At 68.8% G+C, this 24,201-nt stretch carries 24 protein-coding genes and 1 pseudogene; 18 read left to right on the top strand and 7 right to left on the bottom strand.

The window, feature by feature from the left end:
- Positions 1–13 precede the first annotated feature (13 nt).
- The 3 genes from rnk (at position 14) to ASD77_RS10100 (ending at position 2,928) form a co-directional block, all read left to right on the top strand.
- Positions 14–454, top strand: coding sequence for a nucleoside diphosphate kinase regulator (gene rnk, locus ASD77_RS10110; RefSeq protein ID WP_055940607.1), 441 nt, complete (start codon positions 14–16; stop codon positions 452–454).
- Positions 455–1,298: 844 nt separating this feature from the next.
- A complete protein-coding gene (locus tag ASD77_RS10105; protein ID WP_055940605.1) occupies positions 1,299–2,264 on the top strand; it encodes a transaldolase in 966 nt (321 codons plus the stop codon).
- 22 nt (positions 2,265–2,286) lie between these two features.
- Positions 2,287–2,928 (top strand): hypothetical protein, encoded by a 642-nt coding sequence (locus ASD77_RS10100; protein ID WP_055940601.1) that lies wholly within the window; start codon positions 2,287–2,289, stop codon positions 2,926–2,928.
- Between the two features lie 95 nt (positions 2,929–3,023).
- Here ASD77_RS10100 and msrA read toward each other — a convergent pair whose 3' ends face one another.
- Genes msrA through ASD77_RS10085 form a run of 3 tightly spaced genes read right to left on the bottom strand, consistent with a single transcriptional unit; the run spans position 3,024 to position 4,682 of the window.
- On the bottom strand, positions 3,024–3,674 hold the full coding sequence (gene msrA / locus ASD77_RS10095) for a peptide-methionine (S)-S-oxide reductase MsrA (RefSeq protein WP_055940599.1): 651 nt from the start codon (positions 3,672–3,674) through the stop codon (positions 3,024–3,026).
- A 31-nt stretch (positions 3,675–3,705) separates the two neighbouring features.
- Positions 3,706–3,975: a DUF2007 domain-containing protein gene (locus ASD77_RS10090; RefSeq protein WP_055940595.1), complete on the bottom strand. Its 270-nt coding sequence runs from the start codon at positions 3,973–3,975 to the stop codon at positions 3,706–3,708.
- 38 nt (positions 3,976–4,013) lie between these two features.
- On the bottom strand, positions 4,014–4,682 hold the full coding sequence (locus ASD77_RS10085; RefSeq protein WP_055940592.1) for a glutathione S-transferase family protein: 669 nt from the start codon (positions 4,680–4,682) through the stop codon (positions 4,014–4,016).
- A 93-nt stretch (positions 4,683–4,775) separates the two neighbouring features.
- On the opposite strand from ASD77_RS10085, the gene ASD77_RS10080 reads away from it, so the two are divergent.
- The 6 genes from ASD77_RS10080 to ASD77_RS10055 all read left to right on the top strand — a co-directional run bounded on the left by ASD77_RS10080 (position 4,776) and on the right by ASD77_RS10055 (position 10,495).
- A complete protein-coding gene (locus ASD77_RS10080; RefSeq protein ID WP_055940589.1) occupies positions 4,776–6,533 on the top strand; it encodes a glutamine--tRNA ligase/YqeY domain fusion protein in 1,758 nt (585 codons plus the stop codon).
- A 76-nt stretch (positions 6,534–6,609) separates the two neighbouring features.
- The gene (locus ASD77_RS10075; RefSeq protein WP_055940587.1) at positions 6,610–7,029 is read left to right on the top strand and encodes a hypothetical protein; all 420 of its coding nucleotides are present in this window, start codon (positions 6,610–6,612) and stop codon (positions 7,027–7,029) included.
- On the top strand, positions 7,029–7,589 hold the full coding sequence (locus tag ASD77_RS10070; protein ID WP_055940584.1) for a nucleoside deaminase: 561 nt from the start codon (positions 7,029–7,031) through the stop codon (positions 7,587–7,589). Before ASD77_RS10075 ends, ASD77_RS10070 begins: the two co-directional genes overlap by 1 nt.
- 90 nt (positions 7,590–7,679) lie before the next feature.
- Positions 7,680–8,732 carry a 23S rRNA (cytidine(2498)-2'-O)-methyltransferase RlmM gene (rlmM, locus tag ASD77_RS10065; protein WP_055940580.1) on the top strand — a complete coding sequence of 351 codons (1,053 nt, stop codon included), beginning with the start codon at positions 7,680–7,682 and terminating at the stop codon, positions 8,730–8,732.
- Positions 8,733–8,770: 38 nt separating this feature from the next.
- Positions 8,771–9,700, top strand: a complete 930-nt coding sequence (locus ASD77_RS10060; RefSeq protein WP_055940577.1) for an SMP-30/gluconolactonase/LRE family protein — start codon at positions 8,771–8,773, stop codon at positions 9,698–9,700.
- 72 nt (positions 9,701–9,772) lie between these two features.
- Entirely contained in the window at positions 9,773–10,495 is a 723-nt protein-coding gene (locus ASD77_RS10055) for a hypothetical protein (protein ID WP_055940574.1), read from the top strand.
- A gap of 6 nt (positions 10,496–10,501) precedes the next feature.
- On the opposite strand, the gene ASD77_RS10050 is transcribed toward ASD77_RS10055, so the two are convergent.
- The 3 genes from ASD77_RS10050 to ubiH are packed head-to-tail and all read right to left on the bottom strand — an operon-like array spanning position 10,502 to position 14,075.
- Entirely contained in the window at positions 10,502–11,626 is a 1,125-nt protein-coding gene (locus tag ASD77_RS10050; protein WP_055940571.1) for a Gfo/Idh/MocA family oxidoreductase, read from the bottom strand.
- A gap of 56 nt (positions 11,627–11,682) precedes the next feature.
- Positions 11,683–12,870 (bottom strand): UbiH/UbiF family hydroxylase, encoded by a 1,188-nt coding sequence (locus tag ASD77_RS10045; protein ID WP_055940568.1) that lies wholly within the window; start codon positions 12,868–12,870, stop codon positions 11,683–11,685.
- Positions 12,867–14,075, bottom strand: coding sequence for a 2-octaprenyl-6-methoxyphenyl hydroxylase (gene ubiH / locus ASD77_RS10040; RefSeq protein WP_055940565.1), 1,209 nt, complete (start codon positions 14,073–14,075; stop codon positions 12,867–12,869). Before ubiH ends, ASD77_RS10045 begins: the two co-directional genes overlap by 4 nt.
- Positions 14,076–14,172: 97 nt before the next feature.
- On the opposite strand from ubiH, the gene ASD77_RS10035 reads away from it, so the two are divergent.
- The 9 genes and pseudogenes from ASD77_RS10035 (at position 14,173) to ASD77_RS09995 (ending at position 23,630) form a co-directional block, all read left to right on the top strand.
- Complete coding sequence (locus tag ASD77_RS10035; protein ID WP_055940562.1) at positions 14,173–14,775, top strand: hypothetical protein; 603 nt, start codon at positions 14,173–14,175, stop codon at positions 14,773–14,775.
- A gap of 16 nt (positions 14,776–14,791) precedes the next feature.
- A complete protein-coding gene (locus ASD77_RS10030) occupies positions 14,792–15,349 on the top strand; it encodes a cob(I)yrinic acid a,c-diamide adenosyltransferase (protein ID WP_055940559.1) in 558 nt (185 codons plus the stop codon).
- A 279-nt stretch (positions 15,350–15,628) separates the two neighbouring features.
- Positions 15,629–16,537, top strand: a complete 909-nt coding sequence (locus tag ASD77_RS10025) for a histone deacetylase family protein (protein WP_055941251.1) — start codon at positions 15,629–15,631, stop codon at positions 16,535–16,537.
- A 126-nt stretch (positions 16,538–16,663) separates the two neighbouring features.
- Positions 16,664–19,129 (top strand): LPS-assembly protein LptD, encoded by a 2,466-nt coding sequence (gene lptD, locus ASD77_RS10020; protein WP_055940556.1) that lies wholly within the window; start codon positions 16,664–16,666, stop codon positions 19,127–19,129.
- A pseudogene (locus tag ASD77_RS10015) lies at positions 19,126–20,436 on the top strand (peptidylprolyl isomerase); the annotation flags it as partial. The gene lptD and the pseudogene ASD77_RS10015, both read left to right, overlap by 4 nt.
- Before the next feature lie 19 nt (positions 20,437–20,455).
- Entirely contained in the window at positions 20,456–21,442 is a 987-nt protein-coding gene (pdxA, locus tag ASD77_RS10010; protein ID WP_055940550.1) for a 4-hydroxythreonine-4-phosphate dehydrogenase PdxA, read from the top strand.
- A gap of 97 nt (positions 21,443–21,539) precedes the next feature.
- The gene (gene rsmA, locus ASD77_RS10005) at positions 21,540–22,325 is read left to right on the top strand and encodes a 16S rRNA (adenine(1518)-N(6)/adenine(1519)-N(6))-dimethyltransferase RsmA (RefSeq protein WP_055940547.1); all 786 of its coding nucleotides are present in this window, start codon (positions 21,540–21,542) and stop codon (positions 22,323–22,325) included.
- Positions 22,326–22,384: 59 nt separating this feature from the next.
- Complete coding sequence (gene apaG, locus ASD77_RS10000; RefSeq protein ID WP_055940544.1) at positions 22,385–22,765, top strand: Co2+/Mg2+ efflux protein ApaG; 381 nt, start codon at positions 22,385–22,387, stop codon at positions 22,763–22,765.
- A 10-nt stretch (positions 22,766–22,775) separates the two neighbouring features.
- Positions 22,776–23,630 (top strand): symmetrical bis(5'-nucleosyl)-tetraphosphatase, encoded by an 855-nt coding sequence (locus tag ASD77_RS09995; protein WP_082563202.1) that lies wholly within the window; start codon positions 22,776–22,778, stop codon positions 23,628–23,630.
- 75 nt (positions 23,631–23,705) lie between these two features.
- Here the strand turns inward: ASD77_RS09995 and ASD77_RS09990 are convergent, their stop codons facing one another.
- A complete protein-coding gene (locus ASD77_RS09990) occupies positions 23,706–24,200 on the bottom strand; it encodes a dihydrofolate reductase (RefSeq protein ID WP_055940542.1) in 495 nt (164 codons plus the stop codon).
- Position 24,201: the final 1 nt, after the last annotated feature.

Raw genomic sequence — 24,201 nt, 5'->3', positions numbered from 1 at the left:
CCGAGAGAACCAGATGAACAACACCCGCACCAGCGGCCTGCCGCCGTCCCTGCCCCCGCTCGTGATTTCCAGCCGCGACCTGTCGCGTCTCGAAGCCCTGCTCGATACGCCCGTGCTGCGCCGGCATCCGGCTGCGCTGGCCCTGATGGACGAACTCAACCGCGCCGACGTGCGCGCGCCGGACCAGATGCCGGACAACGTCGTGACGATGCACTCGCGCGTCGAATGCGATGACGAGCTCACCGGCGAGCATCACCAGCTGACGCTGGTCTATCCCCACGAAGCGAACGTCGAGACCGGCCTGGTCTCCGTGCTGGCGCCGGTCGGCAGTGCGCTGCTCGGTCTGTCGGTGGGCCAGACGATCGATTGGCAGGCCGCCGGCAACCGCCCGTTGCGCCTGCGGGTCACCGAGATCACCTATCAGCCGGAAGCGAGTGGCGATCTGCATCGCTGATTGCTTGCTGGATCGACATGCGGACCGTTGGCGTCGGCGGAAGTTGTCGACCCTCGATCTCAAGCGCTCGCGGCGATTTTTATGGGTGGTTGGAGATGGCACCGCTCGCCGCGGAGGCATTCTTTCTTTGCTTGTGCAAAGAAAGAATCAAAGAAACACACCCCAGGCGGCACGCCCTCCGCGCTGCGCGCTCCGGGTCCGCGAATGGTCCGGGAATTTTCGTAAGGCACATCCATGTGCCATACGAAAACGCCGTCATCCATGACGGCGCCCTTCGGGTTTTACCCGGCCCACTCGCCGTGCCTCATGGGGACCCAAAAGCAGGAGCAACAGCAAGTGCTGACGCGTCCGCTTCGGCTCCTGGGCCCCCTGAGGTCCGGCAGTCCCGGCGGGCCATGAAAAGAAGAGTCCATGGCGGATGTGGTGCCGACTACGGGCAGATCGAAGACATGGACTTCGTTGGCCCTCTCCCCAACCCCTCTCCCGCAGGGAGAGGGGCTCAAGAACGGGTCCGCCTGGCGAGTACGCTCTCGAGAAGGCAGGGATCACGCGCATGGGTGACGTGTATCGGGGGAAACCTCATCGCGCAAGTCCACCGAAAAATCCACCACGGACCTGGTCATCGTTGTGGTCGAGGCAGACACGGACTTCGCTGGCCCTCACCCCAACCCCTCTCCCGCAGGGAGAGGGACTCGAATCGCGGGACCACGGCCATCAAACCGCTCTTCGCGACGAGCCGCACCATGCCAAAACAACGCCAATTCCGACCGCCTGCCACAAACCTCCGCACCGGGGGACAGGGCATACTTCCCCTCCCCATCCTGTGCCCCAGCCGAGCCACCGCATGAACTCCGCCGCCCCCAGCAAACTACAGCAGCTCCGCGAACTCTCCGTTGTCGTCGCCGACACCGGGGACTACGACGCCATCAAGCGCCTCAAGCCGGTGGACTGCACCACCAATCCTACACTGGTGAAGAAGGCGCTCGACCTGCCGGTGTACGCCGACCTGATCGACGAGCAGCTCGCCTGGGCACGCGCGCAGGGTGGCGGAGAGGCGTTGGTGGACGAAATCGTGGACCGCCTGACCGTGGGCGTTGGCGTCAAGCTGGCCGGCCTGATTCCCGGTCGCGTCTCCACCGAGGTCGATGCCGACCAGGCCCACGACACCGCCGCCACCGTCGCCAAGGCGCGCAAGTTCGTGCAGATGTATGCCGACCAGGGCGTCGGCCGCGACCGCATCCTGATCAAGGTCGCCTCCACCTGGGAAGGCGTGGAAGCCGCACGCGTCCTGCAGGCCGAAGGCATCGACTGCAACCTGACACTGATCTTCAATCCGACCCAGGCCATCGCCTGCGCCGAAGCCGGGGCGTTCCTGATCTCGCCGTTCGTGGGCCGCATCCTCGACTGGTACGTGGCCAACGGCCAGGCGCCGGCGACCATCGACGAAGATCCCGGCGTGGTGTTCGTGCGCGGCGTGTACGCCGAGTTCAAGCGCCGCGGCTCGCCGACGGTGGTGATGGGCGCGTCCTTCCGTTCCACCGCGCAGATCGAGGCGTTGGCCGGCTGCGACCGCCTGACGATTTCGCCCGACCTGCTGGAGAAGCTGGACCAGGAAACCGGCGAACTGCCGCGCAAGCTCTCGCCCGGCGCCGCCGAAGGCGTGACGGCCGCACCGGTGACGGCGGAGAGCTTCGCCGCCGCGATCGAGGCCGATCCGATGGCGAAGGAGAAGCTGGCCACCGGTATCGATGCCTTCGCCAAGGACCTGCAGGCCCTGCGCGCAACGATCCGCGAGAAGCTGGCAGCCTGAGGCTGCCTTCGCGCGGTCGCGGATGAACCTGCGCGCCCTGCTGGTGATCGCGCTGCTGGCCGGCGTCGCCGGCTGGTGGTTCTCCGATCACCGTCGCAGCCTGCGTGCACCGCCAGCTGCGAGCGGTGAATCGCCTGCCTGTCCGCTGCCGCCTCGCGTGGCAACGGGCGAGCCGCCGCTGCAGAGCGATGTCCCCGACGACCTGCCACCGTTCGCGCTGGAGGCCGCCACGCTCATGCCGCTGGCCGGCTTCAGCCTCGAGGCGCGCGTGCTGTCGCGCAAGGACTACCGCAGCGGGCGAGAAGCAGCGCTGTCGCCCGTCGATCTCGCCCTGGGCTGGCAGCGCATGGAAGAGGACGCCGTGATCGAGGCGCTGGACATCCGCCAGTCCTCGCGCTGGTACCACTACCGCTGGCGCGACCAGCCGCCGCTGCCGACGGACGAGATCCTCGGCAGCAGCGCCAACATGCACATGATTCCCGGCAACGATGGCGTCGCGCAGGCGCTCGCGGATGTACGCAAGGACGAGCGCGTGCGCATCGACGGCTGGCTGGTGGAGGCGAAGGCCGAGGACGGCTGGCGCTGGCGCAGTTCCACCCGCCGCACCGATACCGGCAGCGGGGCCTGCGAACTCGTCTACGTCTGCGGCGTCACGCGGTTGTAGGAAGAAACGCGCCATGAGAGCGACATGAGTCGCGGAGCTGCCACGGCCAGCTCAAAGAGCTTCGCGACTCACGTCACTCCCACAACCACCACTCCTCAGGTTTCCAGCCCGATCGGACAGCTCACGCCGGTGCCGCCGAGTCCGCAGTAACCGTTCGGGTTCTTCGCCAGATATTGCTGGTGGTAGTCCTCGGCGTAGTAGAACGGCGGCGCGGGATAGACGATCTCGGTGGTGATGTCGCCGTAGCCCGCCGCACGCAGCTGCTGCTGGTAGGCCTGCAGGCTGGCCTCGGCGGCGGCCTGCTGCTCCGGTGTGTGGCAATGGATGCCCGAGCGGTACTGCGTGCCCACGTCGTTGCCCTGGCGCATGCCCTGGGTGGGGTCGTGGCTTTCCCAGAACACCTGCAACAGCTGCTCGAACGACACCTGCGCCGGGTCGTAGACCACGCGCACGACTTCGTTGTGGCCGGTCTGGCCGGAGCAGACTTCCTCGTAGGTCGCATTCGGCGTACCGCCGCCGGCGTAGCCGACCGACGTGCTGTACACGCCCGGGACGTTCCAGAACTTGCGTTCCGCGCCCCAGAAGCAGCCCAGGCCGAACTCGGCCTGCTGCAATCCCTCGAACGCATCCTGCAGCGGATGTCCATTGACGAAATGCACGTTGTGCAGCGGCAGCGGCGTGCTGCGTCCCGGCAGCATGTCTTCCGCGCGCGGCATGCGCTGCTTGTAGGCTCCGATACCCAGCATGGTGAACCTCGTGGTCGTGGGGGAAGACGGATCAGGCGGGCAGGAGGCCGGCGCCTTCGTCGTCGCCTTCCAAGATGGGGCCATCGCCGCGCGATTCCAGCCCCAGCGCCTGTACGACGCCTTCCGCCTCGGGGAACGCGGCGTCCGGCACGCACACCCGCAGCACGCCGAACAGCGGCAGTTCGCCCATCCCGCCCAGCAGCGATTCGCCGAACACGAACGCCGGGATCGCCACCTCCTCCAGCGCGTGCTTGACCAGGTGGGCGTCGAACAGGTTGTCGGCCAGGTAGACCACGCGCATGGATGTGTCCTCCGGCTCCAGCCTACACCGCGCGTCCGTTACAGCGGAGCGCGCACGGCATCGGTGGCCGCGACCGATTCAGTTTCCGCCGCGGCCGCCTCGCGCCACTCGCGCAGGGCCGGCAGCGCGAACAGCGCCTGCATGTAGGCGCGCGCGGTGGCGTCCACCTCCACCCCGTAGCCCTCGAAGCGGATCGCCACCGGCGCGTACATCGCGTCGACAATGCCGAACCCGCCGCACAGGAAGTCGCCATCCCCAGCATGTGCCTCACGCAACTGTCGCCACAGGTCCTGCACGCGATCGATGTCGCGCTGGGCGGCGGCGTCCCAGCGGTAGGCGTCGGGCGTGCGCCGGCTGTTCATCGGCAGCTGCGTGCGCAGCGCCACGAAGCCCGAATGCATCTCGGCCGCCGCCGCGCGGGCCAGCGCGCGCGACTCCCGGTCCTGCGGCCATCCCTTGCCGTCCAGCCAGCGCTCGTTGGCGTATTCGCAGATGGCCAGCGAATCCCATACGTGCACCCCGCCATCGTGCAGCGCCGGCACCTTGCCGGTGGGCGAGTGGTGCCGGACCCCGTCGGCGAACCCGGGCGTATCCAGCAACAGCCTGACCTCGTCGAAGGCCACGCCGAAGTGCCGCAGCAGCAGCCAGGGCCGCAGCGACCAGGAGGAGTAGTTCTTGTTGCCGATCACCAGGACAGGAAGGCTCATGCGGGGATCACTGCGGCTCGGGGCGGTTCAGGATAGACCAGCGCGGCCACGGGACCGGCTAAACTTGCGCCTTTCCCCGCCTGTCCGCCCCCGATGTCCGACGACGCTGCCCGCCCCGCCCCTCCTGCTGACGATGCCGCGCCCGAAAAACGGGACTTCATCCGCCAGATCGTGCGCGAGGACCTGGCCAGCGGCCGGCACACGGCGGTGAAGACGCGCTTCCCGCCCGAGCCCAACGGTTACCTGCACATCGGCCACGCCAAGGCGATCTGCCTGGACTTCGGCATCGCCGGCGAATTCGGCGGCGTGTGCAACCTGCGCCTGGACGACACCAATCCGGCCAAGGAAGACCCGGAATACGTGCGCGCCATCCAGGACGATGTGCGCTGGCTGGGCTTCGACTGGCACGACCTGCGCCACGCCTCGGACTACTTCGAGGTGCTGTACCTGGCCGGCGAGAAGCTGATCCGCCAGGGCGACGCCTTCGTCTGCGACCTGAGCGCGGAGGACGTACGCGAATACCGCGGCACGCTGACCGAGCCCGGCCGCAACTCGCCGTACCGCGACCGCAGCGTGGAAGAGAACCTGGACCTGTTCCGTCGCATGCGCGCGGGCGAGTTCGCGGATGGGGCGCGCACCCTGCGCGCGAAGATCGACATGGCCAGCGGCAACATCAACCTGCGCGATCCGGCGCTGTACCGCATCAAGCACGTCGAGCACCAGAACACGGGCAACGAGTGGCCGATCTATCCGATGTACGACTACGCGCACTCGCTGAGCGATGCGGTGGAAGGCATCACCCACTCGCTGTGCACGCTGGAATTCGAAGACCACCGCCCGCTGTACGACTGGTGCGTGGACAAGGTGGACCTGGCGAATTCGCCGGATCTGCTGGCGCCGCTGCTCGTCAAGGGGTTGCCGAAGGAAGCCAGCAAGCCGCGCCAGATCGAGTTCTCGCGCCTGAACTTCAACTACCTGGTGATGAGCAAGCGCAAGCTGCTGGCGATGGTCAACGACAATCTGGTCGATGGCTGGGACGACCCGCGCATGCCGACGCTGCAGGGCATCCGCCGCCGCGGCTACACGCCGTCCGCGCTGCGCCTGATGGTGGATCGCGTGGGCATCAGCAAGCAGAATTCGCTGCTGGACATCTCGATCCTGGAAGGCGCACTGCGCGAGGACCTGGACGCTGCCGCGCCGCGCCGCATGGGTGTGGTCGATCCGGTCAAGCTGGTGCTGGCCAACCTGCCCGAAGGCCACGAGGAAACGCTGACGTTTTCCAACCACCCGAAGGACGAGTCGTTCGGCCAGCGCAGCGTGCCGTTCTCGCGCGAACTGTGGATCGAGCGCGAGGACTTCGAGGAAGTGCCGCCGAAGGGTTTCAAGCGGCTGACCACGGGCGGCGAAGTGCGCCTGCGCGGCGCCGGCATCGTGCGCTGCGATGAAGTGATCAAGAACGACGCCGGCCAGATCGTCGAACTGCGCGGCTGGCTGGACCCGGAGTCGCGTCCCGGCATGGCCGGCGCCGAGCGCAAGATCAAGGGCACCATCCACTGGGTGAGCGCGCAGCACGCCGTCGCCGCGGAAATCCGCCTGTACGACCGGCTGTTCACCGTGCCGAACCCGGATGACGAATCGGAAGGCAAGACCTACCGCGACTACATGAACCCGGACTCCCGCCGCACCGTGACCGGCTACGTGGAGCCGGCGGCGGCCAGCGCCACGCCCGAGCAGTCGTTCCAGTTAGAGCGCACGGGTTACTTCGTCGCGGACCGCTACGACCACACCCCGGAGCGCCCCGTGTTCAACCGCAGCGTCACCCTGCGCGACACTTGGGCGACCAAGGCCTGATGCCGGCACCTTTCACCGCCTCTTGAGGCGGCGGAGGGCAGGCTGGCGCGTACCACCACCGAGGAAGGAGTCCGCCATGTCCCGCATCGCGCTGCGCCTGCTGCCTGCCCTGCTGTCCTGTCTTTTCTTGTTCGCGTTGGCGGGCTGCGCGGCACCCGCGGCCTCCGATGACGGAGCCGGCGATCCGCCCCCCGCATCGACGCCGACGCCCAAGCCGACCGGCGGGAACCTGCCGCCACGCGAGGCCGGTGCGATCGCAGTGGATTACGCCTGCAGGACCAGCGCGGACTGTGCGGTGAAAAACGTCGGCAACTGCTGCGGCGCGATGCCGGCCTGCGTTAACAAGGACAGCCCCACCGATCCGCAGGGCGTACAGGCCCAGTGCGCCGCCAGCGGCCGCATGGGGGTCTGCGGTTTCGCCGACGTGACCGCCTGCCAGTGCGTCAGCGGCCGCTGCGAATCCGATTCCTCTTCCCTGAAAGTTCCCACCCCGTAATGCTCTATCAACAGATCCACCTGACCCTGCCCGCCTGGACGCACGACCTGGTCGATGCGTCGGCGACTTATGCCAGCGACGAAGACAAGGTCGCGCTGGCCATCGACCTGTCGCGTCGCAACGTGGACGCCAACACCGGTGGCCCGTTCGGCGCGGTGGTGTTCGGCCCGGACCATCGCGTCATCGCCCTGGGCGTGAACCGCGTGATGCCGCACACCTGTTCGCTGGCGCATGCCGAGACCATGGCCTACATGCTGGCGCAGCAGCGCCTGCAGACGCCACGCCTCAACGATGTGCTGGCGCCGGTGGTGCTGGCCACCTCGTCGCAGCCGTGCTGCCAGTGCTACGGCGCCACCATCTGGGCCGGCATCGACCGCCTGCTGATCGGCGCGCGCGCCGAGGACGTGATGGAACTGACCGAGTTCGACGAAGGCCCGTTGCCGGCGGACTGGATCGGCGAGCTCACCACGCGCGGCATCGAGGTCGTGCGCGACCTGCGTCGCGACGACGCACGCGCGGTGCTCAAGCAGTACGGCGAATCCGGCGGCGACACGTACTGAGCGACGCGTCGGGAAGCCATCGCACCCGGCTTCTCCTGTACCCTGTCCTCGCGGCTGGAGCCGCAGCCCTCCGCTTCACGCGACCGCGCCATGTCATCGACGACCGGCCTGCTGGCTTATTGCCGCCAGGGATTCGAACCCGAACTTGCTGCCGAACTGACCGAGCGCGCCGCGCTGGCCGGGTTCGCCGGCTATGCGCGCGCGCAGCGCAACGACGGCCATGTCGTGTTGGTCTGCGAACAGGCCGAGGCACTGGATCGTGCGCTGCCCTGGCGCGACCTGATCTTCGCCCGACAGAAGCTGCGCCTGCTCGCCGAACTGCGTGGCATCGACCCGAAGGACCGCATCACGCCGCTGCTCGCCGCGCTGGCCGGTGCCGGACGCTATGGCGACCTGTGGGTGGAGCACCCGGATTCCGACAGCGCCAAGCCGCTGGCCGGCCTGGCGCGCAGTTTCGGCAATGCGCTGCGTCCGGCGCTGCGCAAGGCCGGGTTCCTGAGCGAGAAAGAAGACGCGCGGCTGCCGCGCCTGCATGTGGTGTTCGTGCAGGGCGACCATCTGTTCCTGTGCGTCGCCGACGCGCGCGACAGCGCACCGTGGCAGCTCGGCATCCCGCGATTGAAGCTGCTGCCCGATGCGCCGTCGCGCTCGGCGCTGAAGCTGGAGGAAGCCTTCCTCTCGCTGCTGGACGAACGCCAGCGCGACGCGCTGCTGAAGCCCGGCATGACCGCGGCCGATCTGGGCGCGGCGCCAGGCGGCTGGACCTGGGTGCTGACCCGTCACCACCTGCGCGTGACCAGTGTCGACAACGGTCCGCTGCGCGAGCACGTGCTGGCGACCGGACTGGTGGAACACCTGCGCGCCGACGGCTTCCACTGGAAACCCACGCAGCCACTGGACTGGATGGTCTGCGACATGGTCGAACAGCCGCGCCGCGTGGCCGAGCGCATGGCGCAGTGGTTCCGTGAAGGCTGGTGCCGGCACGCGGTGTTCAACCTCAAGCTGCCGATGAAGAAGCGCTGGGACGAGACCAAGCTGTGCCTGGACCTCTTCGCTGACCAGGCGGGGCGACCGCTCGAAGTCCGCGCGCGCCAGCTTTACCACGACCGCGAAGAGATCACCGTGTTCGCCACGCCCGGCTGACATACCAGGCCACCTGCACGCCACCCGAGGGGAAACGGATGACGCTGTCGAAATCCATCACAACACTGGCCTTGTCCGCCGCACTGACGGGCTGCGTCCACACCGGCGACATCCGGCGTACCGCGTCGGACGAACTGCTGCATGTCGCCCGCGACGTGGTCGGCGACGGCGTCTTCAGTGCCGGCATCGAGGGACCGGCGTTCGGCCCCGATGGCGCGTTGTACGCGGTGAGCTTCGGCCGCGACGGCACCCTCGGGCGGGTGAGCTTCGATGCCGACGGCAACGCCCGCGCGGCGCTGTTCATGACCTTGCCCGAAGGCAGCACCGGCAACGGCATCCGCTTCGATGCCGACGGCTTCATGTACGTGGCCGACTACACCGGACACCAGGTCCTGCGCGTCGATCCGCGCGACCGCTCGGTGGGCGTGTTCGCCACGCTGCCGGGCGCGCACCAGCCCAACGACATCGCGTTCGCGCCCAATGGCATGTTCTACGCCAGCGATCCGGACTGGCGCAGTGGCACCGGCCAGCTGTGGCGCATCCTGCCCTACGGCAAGGCGACCCTGCTGGAAACCGGCATGGGCACCACCAACGGCGTGGAAGTCGGCCCGAAGGGCGACGTGCTGTACGTCAACGAGAGCGTGCAGCGCCGCGTGTGGGCCTACGACCTGGACGGCAGCGGGGAGATCTCCGGCAAACGCCTGCTGATCGCCTTCGACGACCACGGGCTGGACGGCATGCGCACGGACAGCATGGGCAATCTGTACATCGCGCGCTACGGGGCCGGCACGGTGGCGGTGGTGTCGCCGCAGGGCGAACTGCTGCGCGAAGTGAAGCTCAAGGGACAGAAGCCGACCAACGTGGCCTTCGGCGGTCCGGAGGGGCGCACGGTCTTCGTCACCCTGCAGGATCGCGGTGCGATCGAGGCCTTCCGGGTGGCGATCCCCGGGCGCGAAACCGGCCTGTGACGCGGTTCCGCCGGGGTCTCAGGTGCTGACACCCCCGCGTGGCAAGATGCCTGCCTGACACGGAGACCGACCATGCTGCCCCTCGAACTCAAGGACCCTGCCGCCTTCGGCACCGAGTTCCTGCGCCTGACCCTGCTGCAGGGTTTCCAGTCGCTCACCAAGCGCGACCTGGAACTGCTGATCTTCGTGTTGCTGGAGCGCGACGGCGCCATCGGTCGCGACGAATCCAACTTCACCGTCGCCGGCAAGCTGCGGGTGACGCCGGCCAAGATCAAGGCACTGCGCCGCGATGGTTATGCACGCTGGCGTGCGCTGGTGCCGGAGGAGCGCGATGCCGCGCTGCAGCGTATCGTCGCCAGCGCCCTGACCGAGGCCAACCTGAAGTCCGGCGCGAAACACGTCAGCGAGCGCAGCCGCAAGGACGGCTTCCTCGCCATCCGTGTCGAACATCCGGACGACCACCAGCAGTTCGAGCAGGCCATCCTCGATGTCGGCGCGCTGCCGGTCTACGAACGCAACCGCGAAGTCGTGGCGGTGCGCTTCGACACGCTGCTGGCCATCGCCGAGCGCTGGGGTTTCCTGCAGCCCGACCCGGCCGCCATCACCGAGGCCTTGAAGGCGCTGACGCCGACCTCGGAGGAAGTCGCCGACCTGCTGAAGAAGGACGTCACCAAACTGCGTTGGCAGGACGCGCGCAACGCGCTCAACAGCCTCGGCGCCAAAGCCGTGGCCAGTACCGCCGAAGGCGGGCTGAAGGGGCTGCTGAAGATCATGTTTCCGTTCATTCCCGGCTGACCCCGCTCAGCCGGCCGCGATCTCCACACGCGCTCCGTCCGAGCGCGCGGACGCGAAGATCGCATCCAGTACGCGCATGTCGCGCCAGCCTTCCTCGCCGGGAACGCGCGGCGGACGGCCCTCCCGGATCGCCAGCGCATCGGCATCCATCTGCCGCGCCTGTTGTGCAGGCGTCGGGCCGATCATCGTGTCGAAACGGCGCCCGTCGCTGGCTTCGCCACGGACGCCTTCGTAGGCCTGGAACGGGGACAGGTGGTACCAGCCGTCCGCGCATTCGGCGCGCAGCCGGTTGAGGTTGCGGCCGAAGCTGGTTTCGCACTGAGCGACGACGCCCTCCGGGAACTCCAGCCGGAAGTGCATGGTCTCGTCGACGCCACGGAAGATCTCCGGCCGCTGTACCGACGCGGTGGCGGTGACGGCGACCGGTTCGGCACCCGTGGTGTAGCGCGCCGCGTTGAGCGCGTACACGCCCATGTCGTACATCGCACCGCCGCCGCGCGCCGGGTCCAGCCGCCATGGATCGCCGCTCGCATCGTCGAAGCCGCGGAATCCCGCTTCGGCGTGGATGCGCTGCAGACGACCGAACGGCCGGGTCTTGGCCAGCGCGATCACCGCCTGCGTATTGGGTTCGTGCTGCATGCGGTAGCCGATCGTCAGCTGTACCCGGTGCCGTCGGCAGGCGTCGATCATCGTGCGCGCTTCCGCCGCGTCCATCGCCATCGGCTTCTCGCACCACACGTGCTTGCCCGCCGCGGCCGCACGCAGGGTGAACGGCTTGTGCAGGTGGTTGGGCAGCACGATGTAGACGACATCGATATCGGGGTTGTCGGCGATGCGGTCGAAGCCGGCGTAGTCGTAGACGTTGCGGTCCGGGATGGCGTACCGCCGCTGCCATTCTTCCGCCTTGGCCGGGGAGCCGGTGACGATGCCGGCCAGCCGGCAGTGCTTCGTCATCTGCAACGCCGGCGCCAGCAGGTCGCGGCTGTAGTAGCCCAGACCGATCAGGGCCACGCCGAGTGGACGCATTGCACTGGCGCGGGCGGAAGGCATCAGACCGGCCAGGCCGGCCGCACCGAAGGCGCCCAGCAGGCGACGACGCGAGGGATCGGGAGAGGAATGCGGGTCGCTCATCGCAGGCAGCCTCGGGCGGGAACCGCGAGGCTACCGCATGCGGCGCGATGCCGCCGTCAGCGCGCGCGTTGCCCGGCCGCGTGCCGCCAGAAAAAGTCCACCAGCGGCGGCAGCCGGCCGGCCAGACCCAGGAGCGGACCGCGCAGCAGGGTCAGGTGCATCTCGTCGGTGGAGAACACGCGGTTGATGCCCTCGAAGGCGTAGGCGGCGGTCGCGTTCTCGCTGCGGCGCTGGCGTGCCCAGCGTTCCAGACGATGCGGCGCCGCCCAGTCGGCACGCCTGGCCTGGGCGGTGCGGATGCCGTCGCGCAAGGCGGCCACATCGCGCAGGCCGAGGTTGACGCCCTGCCCGGCCAGCGGATGCACCACATGCGCGGCATCGCCGGCGACGATGACGCGGCCGGCGACATAGTCCTTCGCCAGCTGCCGCTTCAACGGGAACGCCACGCGCGGCGAGGCGGCTTCCACCTCACCCAACTGGCCGCCCATGGCCAGCGTGAGTTCGCAGCCGAAGGCGATGTCATCCAACGCCAGCACACGCTGCGCCTCGTCGTCGGGCAGGGTCCAGACGATCGAACTGAGGCCGTCGGCGAACGGCAGGAATGCCAGCGGGCCACTCGGCAGGAAGCGCTGCCACGCCGTCTCCTCGTGCGGGTGCCGGGTGCGCACGAAGGCGACGACGCCACGCTGCGCGTACTCATGCGCGGCGACGTCGAGCCCGGCCAGGCGACGCAGCGTGGAATCGGCGCCATCGGCCGCCACCGCCAGCCGCGCATCGAGGCGCGTGCCGTCGTCCAGCCGCAGCGTCACGCCACTCTCGTCCTGTTCCATCGCCTCCACGCGCGCGGGGCAGCGCACCCGCACGCCGGCCGACGGCAGCGCGGCCCACAGCCGGTCGACCAGCAGCGCGTTCTCGACGATCCAGCCCAGTTGCGTGCGGCCCAGCGCATCAGCATCGAAACGCAGTTCGCCGCCACCGCCGGCATCCCACACCCGCATGCGTCGATACGGATGCGCGCGCGCGTCGCGGATGCTGTTCCATGCACCGGCGTCGTCGAGCAATGCGGCGTTGTCGGGCGCGAACGCATACACGCGCAGGTCCGGCGACGCCGGCGACCAGCGCGGCGGCTCGCGACCTTCGACCAGCGTTACCTCAAGGCCTTCGCGCGCCAGCAACAGCGCGCAGGCGGCACCCACCACGCCGCCGCCGACGACGGCGACATCGATCTGTCCCCGCCGCTTCATGCCGCCTCTCCCCGGCACAGCGCCGGCACATCGCCGCGGAAGCCCATCGCGCCGCCGACCAGGAACGATTGCAGTGAGGGCTGCGCATCCACCGCCAGCAGGCCCAGGCTGCGCAGCGGTTTCAGCAGCGACGACGGATTCGAGGTGAGCCTCGCCAGGCCGTCGGAGAAGGACAGCGTGCGCTCGCGGTCTTCCGTGCGGCGCGCAGCGTAGGCCGCCAGGCTGGCGGCATCGCCCGGGTCGTCACGGCGCGCGATCTCTTCGGCCAGCGTCAAGGCATCGCGCAGGCCCAGGTTGAAGCCCTGCGCGCCGATCGGATGGATGGTCTGTGCGGCATTGCCCAGCACCACCGCACGCTCGGCGACCAGTCGCTGCGCAACGACACGGATGATGGGGTACGCGCTGCGCTCGCCGCTGCCGGTCACCCGGCCGATGCGCCAGCCGATGGCGTGCTGCAAGCGCGCCAGCCAGGCGGCTTCGTCCAGCGCGGCGACGGCATCGGCGTCTTCGCGCGCCACCCCATGGATGACGCCCCAGTGACGATCGCCGCGTGGCAGCAGCGCGGTCGGGCCGCTATCGCACAGGCGCTCGTGGGCGGTGCCGTCCGGCGCCTGGGTGGCGCGCACGCGGGCGACGAACAGGGTCTGGCCATAGTCGTGTTCGTCCACGCCGATACCCAGCGCCTCGCGCACGGCGCTGTGGGTGCCGTCGGCCGCCACCACCAGCCGGGCCTGCAACGCACGCTCGCCCTCGGCATCGGCGATCCGCAGCACGCGGCCACCCGCCTCGTCCGCCGCGAAGCCGACGAAGCGCGCCGGCCGGTAGCGGGTGAGCCGCGGGACCTGGGCCAGCCGGGCTTCCAGCGCTTCGCCGAAGTCGCGCGCCACCACGACCTGGCCGAAGGCGTCACGACCATAGTCCTGCGCGTCGAGCTTCACCCGCCCGAAGTCGCCCTGCCGGCTGATGTGGATGCGCCGGATCGGCCCGGTGGGCGTGCGCAACTGCTGCATCACGCCCAGCGCCGTCAACGCGTTCACCGTCGCAGCGGCGAAGCTGAGGTTGCGCTGGTCGAAGACCGCCGGCATCTGCCCGGGCGGGCTGGCCTCCACCAGCCCCACGTCCAGTCCCTGACGGTCCAGGGCGATGGCCAGGCTGGCGCCCACCAGTCCTCCCCCCACGATCACCACGTCATGCCGTTCTTTCATGCGGTCATGATACCGCTCCGCCCCTCGCGACCCCGTGGACGGCATCGCCCCGGCAAGCTCCGGTAGAATGCGGGGCTGAGTCTCCGGAACCGTGCCGATGAACACCTCTTCCCAACGCGCCCTCGTGCTGACGCTGGTCGCCGCCCTGCTGGTCCTCACCCGCCTGCACCTGCCCACCACGTTCGGCCACATCGGCCCGTTGCCCGATGCCAGCTGGGCCGCGTTCTTCATCGGCGGCTACTACCTGCGCGGCTGGTCGCGCTGGGCGTTCCCGCTGTTCATGGCCGCCGCCGTCGTGGTGGACTACCTCGTCATCAGCGGCCAGGGCATCAACTTCTGGACGCACTACTGCGTGTCGCCGGCGTACTGGTTCCTGCTGCCGGCCTACGGCGCAATGTGGGCCGGCGGCGCGCTGCTGCGCCGCTACCAGACCGCGAACCACGGCCGCACGCTGGCGTTGCTGGTCGGCAGCCTGCTGGCCTCGGTCACCGTCTGCCACCTGCTGAGCCAAGGGAGCTTCTACTGGCTTAGCCCGGTGGTCAGCGAGCCGACGTTCGCCGGCTGGTGGAAGAACTTCTCCGACTGGTATGTGCCGTACCTGCGCGTGGCCGCGATCTACGTGGGCCTGGCGGTGATCGTGCATGTGCTGGTCGAGCAGGTCGTGCGCCTGGCCAGGCCGCACGGCCGCACCGTCGACTGACCGGACCCGCGAACCGATGGGCAACCGCCTCTCGAAGATCTACACCCGCACCGGCGACGACGGCAGCACCGGTCTGGGCGACGGCACCCGCGTGGGCAAGGACTCGGCGCGCGTCACCGCCTACGGCACGGTGGACGAGGCCAACTCCGCCATCGGCGTGCTGCTGGCGGTGCCGAGCGTGGCGGACGACATCCGCGCGCTGCTGACCACGGTGCAGCACCAGTTGTTCGACCTGGGCGGCGAGCTGTGCATCCCCGGCCATGCCGCCATCACTGGCGCCGATGTCGATGCGCTGGAAAAGCAGCTGGACCACTACAACGACGACCTGCCGCCGCTGAAGGATTTCATCCTGCCGGCCGGCGGCGAGGCGGCCTCGCGCTGTCATCTGGCCCGCACCATCGTGCGCCGCGCCGAGCGTGAGACCGTCACTCTGGCGCGGCATGACGCGGTGCGGCCGGAAGCGATCCGCTACCTCAACCGCCTCTCCGACCTGCTGTTCGTACTGGCCCGCGTGCTGGCCCGCGCCGACGGCCAGGGCGAGGTGCTGTGGAAGCACGAACGGCGGCATTCCTGAGCCGTTCCCACGCGGCGCGCCTGCAGAACTCCACGTCGCCGTAGCAGCGGGCCATGCCCGCGATGTCTTCGCGCGACCGGTCCAGAACCGCCTCGCGTCCATGCAGCGCTCCCATGGAAGGTCGGCGGGCCGCGGCGGCGGGGATGTTCGCAACGACGGGCGTCATCCCATGCCGCCCCCGAAGGTCGAATGCCGGCGGCCCGGAGGCCGCGCTTAGAATGGCCCCGACCTCCCACCGCGGAGGGCCCCTTGCGCCACTCTCGGGACGACGCCGGCACCGTGATCATCTATACCCACCCCGCCTGCCTGCTGCACGACCCCGGCCCCGAACATCCGGAGCGGCCCGCCCGTCTGGAAGTGGTGCTGGAGGCCCTGCGCCAGCACCACGCCGACGCCGACTGGCGCGAGGCGCCCATCGCCAAACTCGGCGACCTGCGCCGCGTGCATGACGACGCGATGGTGCACGAGGTGCTGGAAGCGGACGTCGCCGGCTACCGCATGCTCGACCCCGACACCGTGATGTGTCCGGCCTCGCGCGCGGCCGCGCTGCGGGCGGCCGGTGCCGGCGTGGCGGCGGTGGACGCGGTGATGAACGGCGAGGACCGGACCGTCTTCTGCGCCGTGCGCCCGCCGGGCCACCATGCGACCGGCACCGCGGCGATGGGGTTCTGCCTGTTCAACAACATCGCCGTGGCGGCGGCCTACGCCTGCGACAAGCACGGGCTGGAACGGGTGGCGGTGATCGATTTCGACGTCCACCACGGCAACGGCACCCAGGACATCTTCTACAACGACCCGCGCGTGGCCTACTTCAGCAGCCACGAATCGGGCATCTACCCGCACAGCGGCGCGCCCTACGAGCGCGGCGTGGGCAACGTGTTCAATGCCCTGCTGCCGCCCGGCAGCGGCGGTTTCCGCTTCCAGAACACGTGGGCGGACGAACTGCTGCCGGCGCTGGAGGACTTCAGGCCGCAACTGGTCTTCATTTCCGCCGGCTTCGACGCCCACATGCGCGACCCGCTGGCCGACCTGATGCTGGAGACCGAGGACTTCGGCTGGCTGACCCGGCAACTGCGCACCCTCGCCGACCGCCATGCCGGCGGCCGCGTGGTCTCGATGCTCGAGGGCGGCTACGACCTGGACGCCCTGCGCGACTGCGCCAAGGTCCACGTGGACGCGCTGCGCTGACGCCGGAAGGTGCACCGGGCAGTCGCTGAACCCCGACCCACACCGTCCGGAGGCCTTCATTGCCCGCATGCATGGGATGCGGCAAGCTAACGGCCGTTTTTCGTCCGACAGCGAGTCAAGCACCGCGTGCGCACCGCCCTCCGCCTGCTCCCGTTGCCCCTCAGCATCGCCCTGTGCCTGCCCGCCATGGCCGACGATGAGAAGCCTGAAAGCTGGGCGCTCTGCCCGATCCAGGACGTCATCCCGGCCTTCGACGGCGCGGCGCCGCCTGCTGCGTCCGCCACGCCGCAGGTCACGCGCGAACAGCGCGCCGAGCAGCCCACGTCGATCGAAGGCGACAGCCTGGGCGGCACCGAGACCAATCTGGAGTACCAAGGCAACGTGGCCCTGAGTCGCGGCGACCAGTTCCTCGGCGCCGACAACCTGAAGTACGACCAGGAGAACGACACCTACGTCGCCGATGGCCACATCCGTTACCAGGACACCGGCATCCGCCTGATCGCGGACAGCGCGCGCGGCGACCAGGACGCCGATACGCACCAGATCGACAACGTCCGTTACCAGCTGGTCGACCGGCGCGGCAACGGCGGCGCCGACCGCATCGACATGAAGGGGCCGCAGGGCAGCCTGCAGCACTCCACGTATTCCACCTGCGATCCCCAGGACCGCCGCTGGGAACTGCGTTCGCGGCGGATCGACATCAATACCGACGATGGCTGGGGCGTGGCGCGCGGCGCGACGATCCGCCTCGGCAAGGTGCCGGTGCTGTACGTGCCCTACCTGAAGTTTCCGATCGACGACCAGCGCCACACCGGCCTGCTGTACCCGGCGATCGGCCTGTCGGGGCGCAACGGCTTCGACTGGAAGCAACCGATCTACCTGAACCTGGCGCCGAATTACGACGCCACCCTGGAACCGCGCTACATGAGCGAGCGCGGCTTCCAGATGGGCGCCGAGTTCCGCTACCTGTACGAGAACGGACGCGGCGAGATCCAGGGCACCTGGATGACCAAGGACGACTTGGTCCGCGACCGCATGACCGAAGCGGACTATGACCCGCTCAACCCGAACAACCCGGATCCCGACGACGGCCGCGGTTTCATCTCGTACGAAGGCTCCCACCGTTTCAGCCGGAACTGGCAGGCGCGCGCGAACCTGACCTGGCTCAGCGATGCCCGCTACCAGGAAGACTTCGGCAATTCGCTCTATGGCCAGGCGTTCTCGTCTGTGACCAGCACGGCCGGCGTCTACGGGGCGGGCGAGTACTGGACCGCCGGCCTGATGGCCGATCACTGGCAGCTGTCGGACTACCTGAGCCGCGAAAGTTCGTTGCCCTACAACCGCCTGCCACGCGCCTATCTCAACTGGAGCCAGCCCTTGAGCCGCTGGGTCACGGTGGGTGGGCATGCGGAAGCGGTGAAATTCCAGCACGATGAGAAGGCGGGTGGCAGCCGCATCGACATCAAGCCGACGGTTTCCTTCCCAATTCAAGGCGCCGCTTGGTATGTCACGCCCACGCTGTCATATCGCCACACGGAGTACCGGTTGGAAAGCGATCTGGCGCAACAGATTGCGACCGGCCGCGCCGTCGATGCTTTCGGCGTCCCCGCCAACCAGCTTACGCCGGCCCAGATTGCCCAGTTCTACGACCGCTCCCCCAGCCGCAGCCTGCCGATCGGCTCGCTGGATGCCGGCGTGTACTTCGACCGCGAGACCGAGGTCAAGGGCGATCGCTTCCTGCAGACGTTGGAACCGCGGCTGTTCTACCTCAACGCGCCGTACCGCGAGCAGGACGGCCTGCCGATCTTCGACACGCGTCCGTTCAACTTCAGCTACGGTCAGTTGTTCCGCGACAACCGTTACACCGGACCCGACCGCCAGACCGATGCCAATCAGCTGACCCTGGCGCTGACCACGCGCCTGCTGCGGCAGAAGGATGGCTTCGAGCGGCTGTCGGCCAGCCTTGGCCAGATCCGCTACTTCGACGACAGCCGTGTTGTCCTGCCCGGTGAGGTGCCGCTGGAGAGGGGCAAGTCGGCTTGGGTAGCAGACGCCAACTATGCGCCGACCGATCGTTGGACCATCGGCGCGTCGTACCAGTGGGACCCGAAGTTCCGCCGCGAAGACCTGGCCAGCGTGCGCGCGCGCTACCTGCTGCCGGACGACGGCGTAGTCAACCTCAGCTACCGCCGCCGCCGCGACCTGCTGGAGCAGGCCGATTTCTCGTTCCTGTACCCGGTCACGCCGGCATGGAGCGTGGTCGGCCGCTATTACCATTCGTTCTACCGCGACGAAGCACGCGGCATCGAGCCCGGCCTGCTGGAAGGCGTGGCCGGCGTCCAGTGGGACAGCTGCTGCCTGGCGGTGCGTGCGCTGGTGCGCCGTTACGTGCGCAACCGCGAAGGCGACATGAACACCGGCTTCCAGGTCGAGTTCATCCTGAAGGGCCTGGGCTCGGCCGGCCAGGACACGGACCGCACCCTGCGCCGTGCTATCCTCGGCTACTACCGAGACGACCTCTATCTCGTCCCACCGAGCAATATCGCGCCGCGTCCGGACGACTCCACTTACGCTCCGGATCCGATGCCATGACCAAGCCGTTTTCCCGCCTCCTGATCGCCGGCCTGCTGGCCGTCTCGACCGCCGCCACGCCGGTGCTGGCGCAGACGCTGCAGCCGCTCGACCGCATAGCCGCCGTCGTCAACGAGGACGTGGTGCTGCAGAGCGAACTGGACCGTGCCGTGCAGAACGTGCTCGCCCAGTACGCCAACCAGCCCGGCCAGCTGCCGCCGCGTGCGGTGCTGGAACGTCAGGTGCTGGAGCGCCTGGTGCTGGTCAAGCTGCAGGTCGCCCGCGCCGCCGAAACCGGCGTCCGCGTCAATGATGCCGACCTCAACAACGCGGTCAACGCGGTGGCCCAGCAGAACGGCACCACGCCGGATGGCCTGCGCCAGCGGCTCGAAGCCGACGGCATGTCGTTCCCCGAGTTCCGCAATTCGCTGCGCGACGAAATCACCATCCAGCGCCTGAAGCAGAGCTTCGCGCAGAGCCGCATCAATGTCAGCGAAGGCGAAGTCGACGCCGCCCTGGCCGCGCAGGCGGCGAGTGGCACCCAGTACCGTCTGGCGCACATTCTGGTCGGCCTGCCCGACGGCGCCAGTGCCGAGCAGATCAGCACCGGCCAGGGCAAGATCGATGGCGTCAAGGCGCTGGTGGACAAGGGCGAACTGGATTTCGCCGCCGCCGCCGTGCGCTACTCCGACAGCCCCAACGCGCTGGAAGGCGGTGACCTGGGCTGGCGCAGTGTCGACGAGATCCCGACGGCCTTCGTGCAGATGCTCAAGGACATGCAGCCCGGCCAGGTGGTCGGCCCGCTGCGCGGTCCCAGCGGCTTCCAGTTGCTGAAGCTGGTGGAAGTGCGCGATGCCGCGCAGGCCGAGAAGCGTTCCGTCGAGGAATACAACGCGCGCCACATCCTGGTGCGCATCACCCCGACCCAGGACGCGGCCGCCGCCAAGGCCAAAATCGACACCCTGCGCGCGCGCATCGCCGGCGGCGCCGACTTCGTCGCGGTGGCGAAGGAATCCACCGAAGACGCGAACAGCCGCGAGGACGGCGGCGACCTGGGCTGGTTCCCGGCCGATGCGTTCGGCCCGGCCTTCGGCAAGGAAGTCACCGGACTGCAGGATGGCCAGGTCAGCGCGCCGTTCCGCACCGATGCCGGCTGGCACATCGTGCAGCGCGTCGGCAGCCGCCAGACCGATGTGACCGACCAGAACCGCCGCGCCCAGGTGCGCGACACCATCGGCCGCCGCAAGGCCGAGGACGAGTACAACCGCTACCTGCAGGAACTGCGCGGCGAAGCCTACGTGAACTTCCGCAGCGGCGATCGCGCCGAGACCACACCGGGCGGCTGACATGATGCCCCGGCTGGCGCTGGTTCCGGGCGAGCCTGGCGGCATCGGACCCGAGCTGTGCGTGCGGCTGGCACAGCGTCCCCGCAGCGACTGCACCCTGCTCGCCTTCGGCGACGCCATCACGCTGCGTGCGGCCGCCGACGCACTCCGGCTGCCCTTGCGGCTGTTGCAGGAACACGAGGTCGCCACGCTACCCGGCGACCTGCGCCTGCATCCGGTGCCGAACGCGGCGCCGAACATCTTCGGCAAGACCGATCCCCGCAATGCCCGCGCCGTCATCGATGCACTGACGCTGGCGGCCGATGCCTGCCTCCGCGGCGAACTCGATGGCCTGGTGACCGGCCCCGTGCACAAGGCCGCGATCAACGCCGGCGGCATCGCCTACAGCGGCACGACCGAACTGCTGGCGGAACACGCGCGCTGCCCGGTGGTGATGATGCTGGCCAACGACATCGTGCGGGTCGCGCTGGTCACCACGCACCTGCCGCTGCGCGAGGTGCCCGGTGCCATCACGCATGACGCGCTGGCACAGGTGCTGCGCATCACTCATGCCGCGCTTCGCACCGGCTTCGGCATCGCCGATCCCGTCATCGCCGTGCTCGGCCTCAACCCGCATGCGGGCGAGGCCGGGCATCTGGGGCGCGAGGAAATCGACGTCATCGAGCCGCTGCTGCATGAGCTGCGCGCGGACGGCATACGCCTGGAAGGGCCGCTTCCCGCCGATACCGCCTTCCTTCCGCAGAAGCTGCGCGGCTTCGATGCGGTGCTTGCGATGTACCACGACCAGGGCCTTCCGGTGCTCAAGTACAGCGGCTTCGAGCGGGCGGTCAACCTGACCCTGGGCCTGCCGTATCCGCGCGTGGCCGTCGATCATGGCACCGCGCTCGACCTGGCCGGCCGGGGTGTCGCCGATCCGTCCAGCCTGTTCGCCGCCGTCGCCACCTGCGCGCGCATGGCGTTACGGCGAGGAGTGAGTGGAGAGGAGTGAGGAGTGAGGGAGATGTCGCGCCTCCGTCGCTCCCGCCTGCTCTGCTCACTCCTCACTTCTCCACACTCACTTCTGCTCCCAAAGGCTCGCCCCTCCCATGTCCTTCAAGGCTCCTCCCAAGAAGTCCCTCGGCCAGCACTTCCTGACCGACCGCAGCTATATCGACAAGATCGTGATGGCGGTGAACCCGCAGCCCGGCGACCGCCTGGCGGAGATCGGACCGGGCCAGGGCGCGATCACCTTCCCGCTGCTGCGGAAGCACGGCGAACTGACTGCGATCGAATTCGACCGCGACCTGATCACGCCACTGATGGAAGCTTCCGAAGGCATCGGGCGGCTGACCATCATCCACAAGAACGTGCTGGACGTGGACTTCGGCAAGCTGGCCGGCGACACGCAGATCCGCCTGGTCGGCAACCTGCCCTACAACCTGTCCTCGCCGATCCTGTTCCATGCCATCGAACACGCCGCGTCGATCCACGACATGGTCTTCATGCTGCAGAAGGAGGTCGTGGACCGCATGGCCGCCGAACCGGGCAGCAAGGTCTATGGCCGGCTCAGCGTGATGCTGCAGGCGTATTGCCGCGTGGATTCGCTGTTCGTCGTGCCGCCGGGCGCATTCCGGCCGCCGCCGAAGGTGGACTCGGCAGTGGCGCGCCTGGTGCCGCGCGATGCGGCCGCCATCGGCATCGCCGATCCCCGGCGCTTCGAGGAGGTCGTGCGCGCCGCCTTCGGCCAGCGCCGCAAGACCCTGCGCAATGCGCTGGGCGGCACCTGCACGACCGAGCAGATCGAAGCGGCCGGCCTGCGCCCGGATGCACGCGCCGAACAGATCGACGTGGACGGGTTCGTGCGCCTCGCCAACCTGCCGACGGAAGAGTGACCGCGCGACGCCGCATGGCGTTGTTTCCGCTTTTACCTGCGTTTGCATACACTTGCCGCATGGATTCCCCCGACTACGCCATCGACGTGGATGTCGCCACGCGCTTCCTGGACGACCAGTCCGCGCCCGAGGATGGGCGTTACGTGTTCGCGTACACCATCCGCATCCACAACCGGGGCCGCGTGCCGGCACAACTGCTGCGCCGGCACTGGGTCATCACCGACGCCAACGGCAAGGTGGAGGAAGTGGAAGGCGAAGGCGTGGTCGGCGAGCAGCCCTGGCTGAGGCCGGGCGAAGACTTCCGCTACACCTCCGGCGCCGTTCTGGAAACCGCGCTGGGCACCATGCAGGGACGCTACGACATGCTGGCCGACGACGGCACCCGCTTCGACGCCCCCATCGCCACCTTCACCCTGTCCGTTCCGCGGACGCTGCACTGAGCCCGCCGCGATGACGGTCTGGGCCATCGGCGACCTGCAGGGCTGCTACGACGCCACGCAGCGTCTGCTGGAGAAGATCCGCTTCGATCCCGCGCAGGACCGCTTGTGGTTCTGCGGCGACCTGGTCAACCGCGGCGGACAGTCGCTGGAAACGCTGCGGCTGGTGCATTCGCTGCGCGATCACAGCGTCGTGGTGCTGGGCAACCACGACCTGTCGCTGCTCGCGATAGGCGAGCGCTCGCCGGACGAGCAGCGCAAGGTCAATCCCGACCTGCAGCGCGTGGTGCTGGCCGACGACGCGCGCATGCTGCTGGACTGGCTGCGCCTGCAGAAGCTGGTGCACTTGGACCGCGATCTCGGCTGGATGATGGTGCATGCCGGCCTGGCGCCGAAATGGACCACCACGCTCGCCGAGAAGCACGCGCGCGAAGTCGAGCAGCAGTTGCACGGCAACGCCTACCGCAAGCTGTTCCGCAACATGTACGGCGACAAGCCGAACTGGGCGCCGCACCTGTCGGGCCACGACCGCTCGCGCGCCATCATCAACGTGCTCACCCGCATGCGCTACTGCACCCCGCGCGGGCGCATGGCGATCGAGGAAAAGGGCGCACCGGGCCGTCAGGCCCAGGGCCTGTACCCGTGGTACGAAGTGCCGGGGCGCGCCGAGCGCGACCTCAAGATCGTCTGCGGCCACTGGTCCACCCTGGGCCTGATGATTGGCCACGGCGTGCATGCCATCGATACCGGTGCGGTGTGGGGCGGTAAGCTCACCGCGTTGCGGCTGGATACCGACGATATCGAACTGGTGCAGGTGCCCGGTCGCGACGTGCCGCCGCCACCGAAGGGCGAACTGCCGAAGGATTGACGTCGCGTGCGCTGCGCGCACGACCGTATGGATCCGCTACCGCGCACTCGTGCGCACGGCGCACGCCACGTCCGGTCAAACGCGTCGATACTCCACGAAATCGAACGCCAGCGCGTGCTTGGCATCCACCGGATGCGCTTCGCGCGATACCTCGCGCCAGTCCGCGGGATCGAACGCCGGAAAGAACGCATGCGCGCCCTCTACCACGGTGTCGACTTCGGTCAGGTGCAGCACGTCGGCGCGGTCCAGCGTCAGTGCATAGACCTCGCCACCGCCGATCACGCAGAGCTCGTCGCTTCCCTGCTCCGCCGCGATGCTGAGTGCATCGTCGACCGAGGCGACCGCCTGCATGCCCTCGAACGGGACACGACCGCTCCGGGTCAGCACCAGATTGAGTCGGCCCGGCAATGCACGCCCCAGGGATTCGGCCGTCTTGCGCCCCATCAGCACCGGCTTGCCCAGCGTCAGCGCCTTGAAGCGCTTCAGATCGTCGGGCAGGCGCCATGGCAAGTCGTTGTCGCGACCGATGGCGCGGTGGCGGTCGAGGGCGGCGATCAGCGAGACGCGCACA

It is taken from the genome of Pseudoxanthomonas sp. Root65, from assembly GCF_001427635.1.
Classification (GTDB): domain Bacteria; phylum Pseudomonadota; class Gammaproteobacteria; order Xanthomonadales; family Xanthomonadaceae; genus Pseudoxanthomonas_A.
Note: the sequence above shows the minus strand (reverse complement) of the source record. Positions and strands in the feature narration are given on the sequence as shown.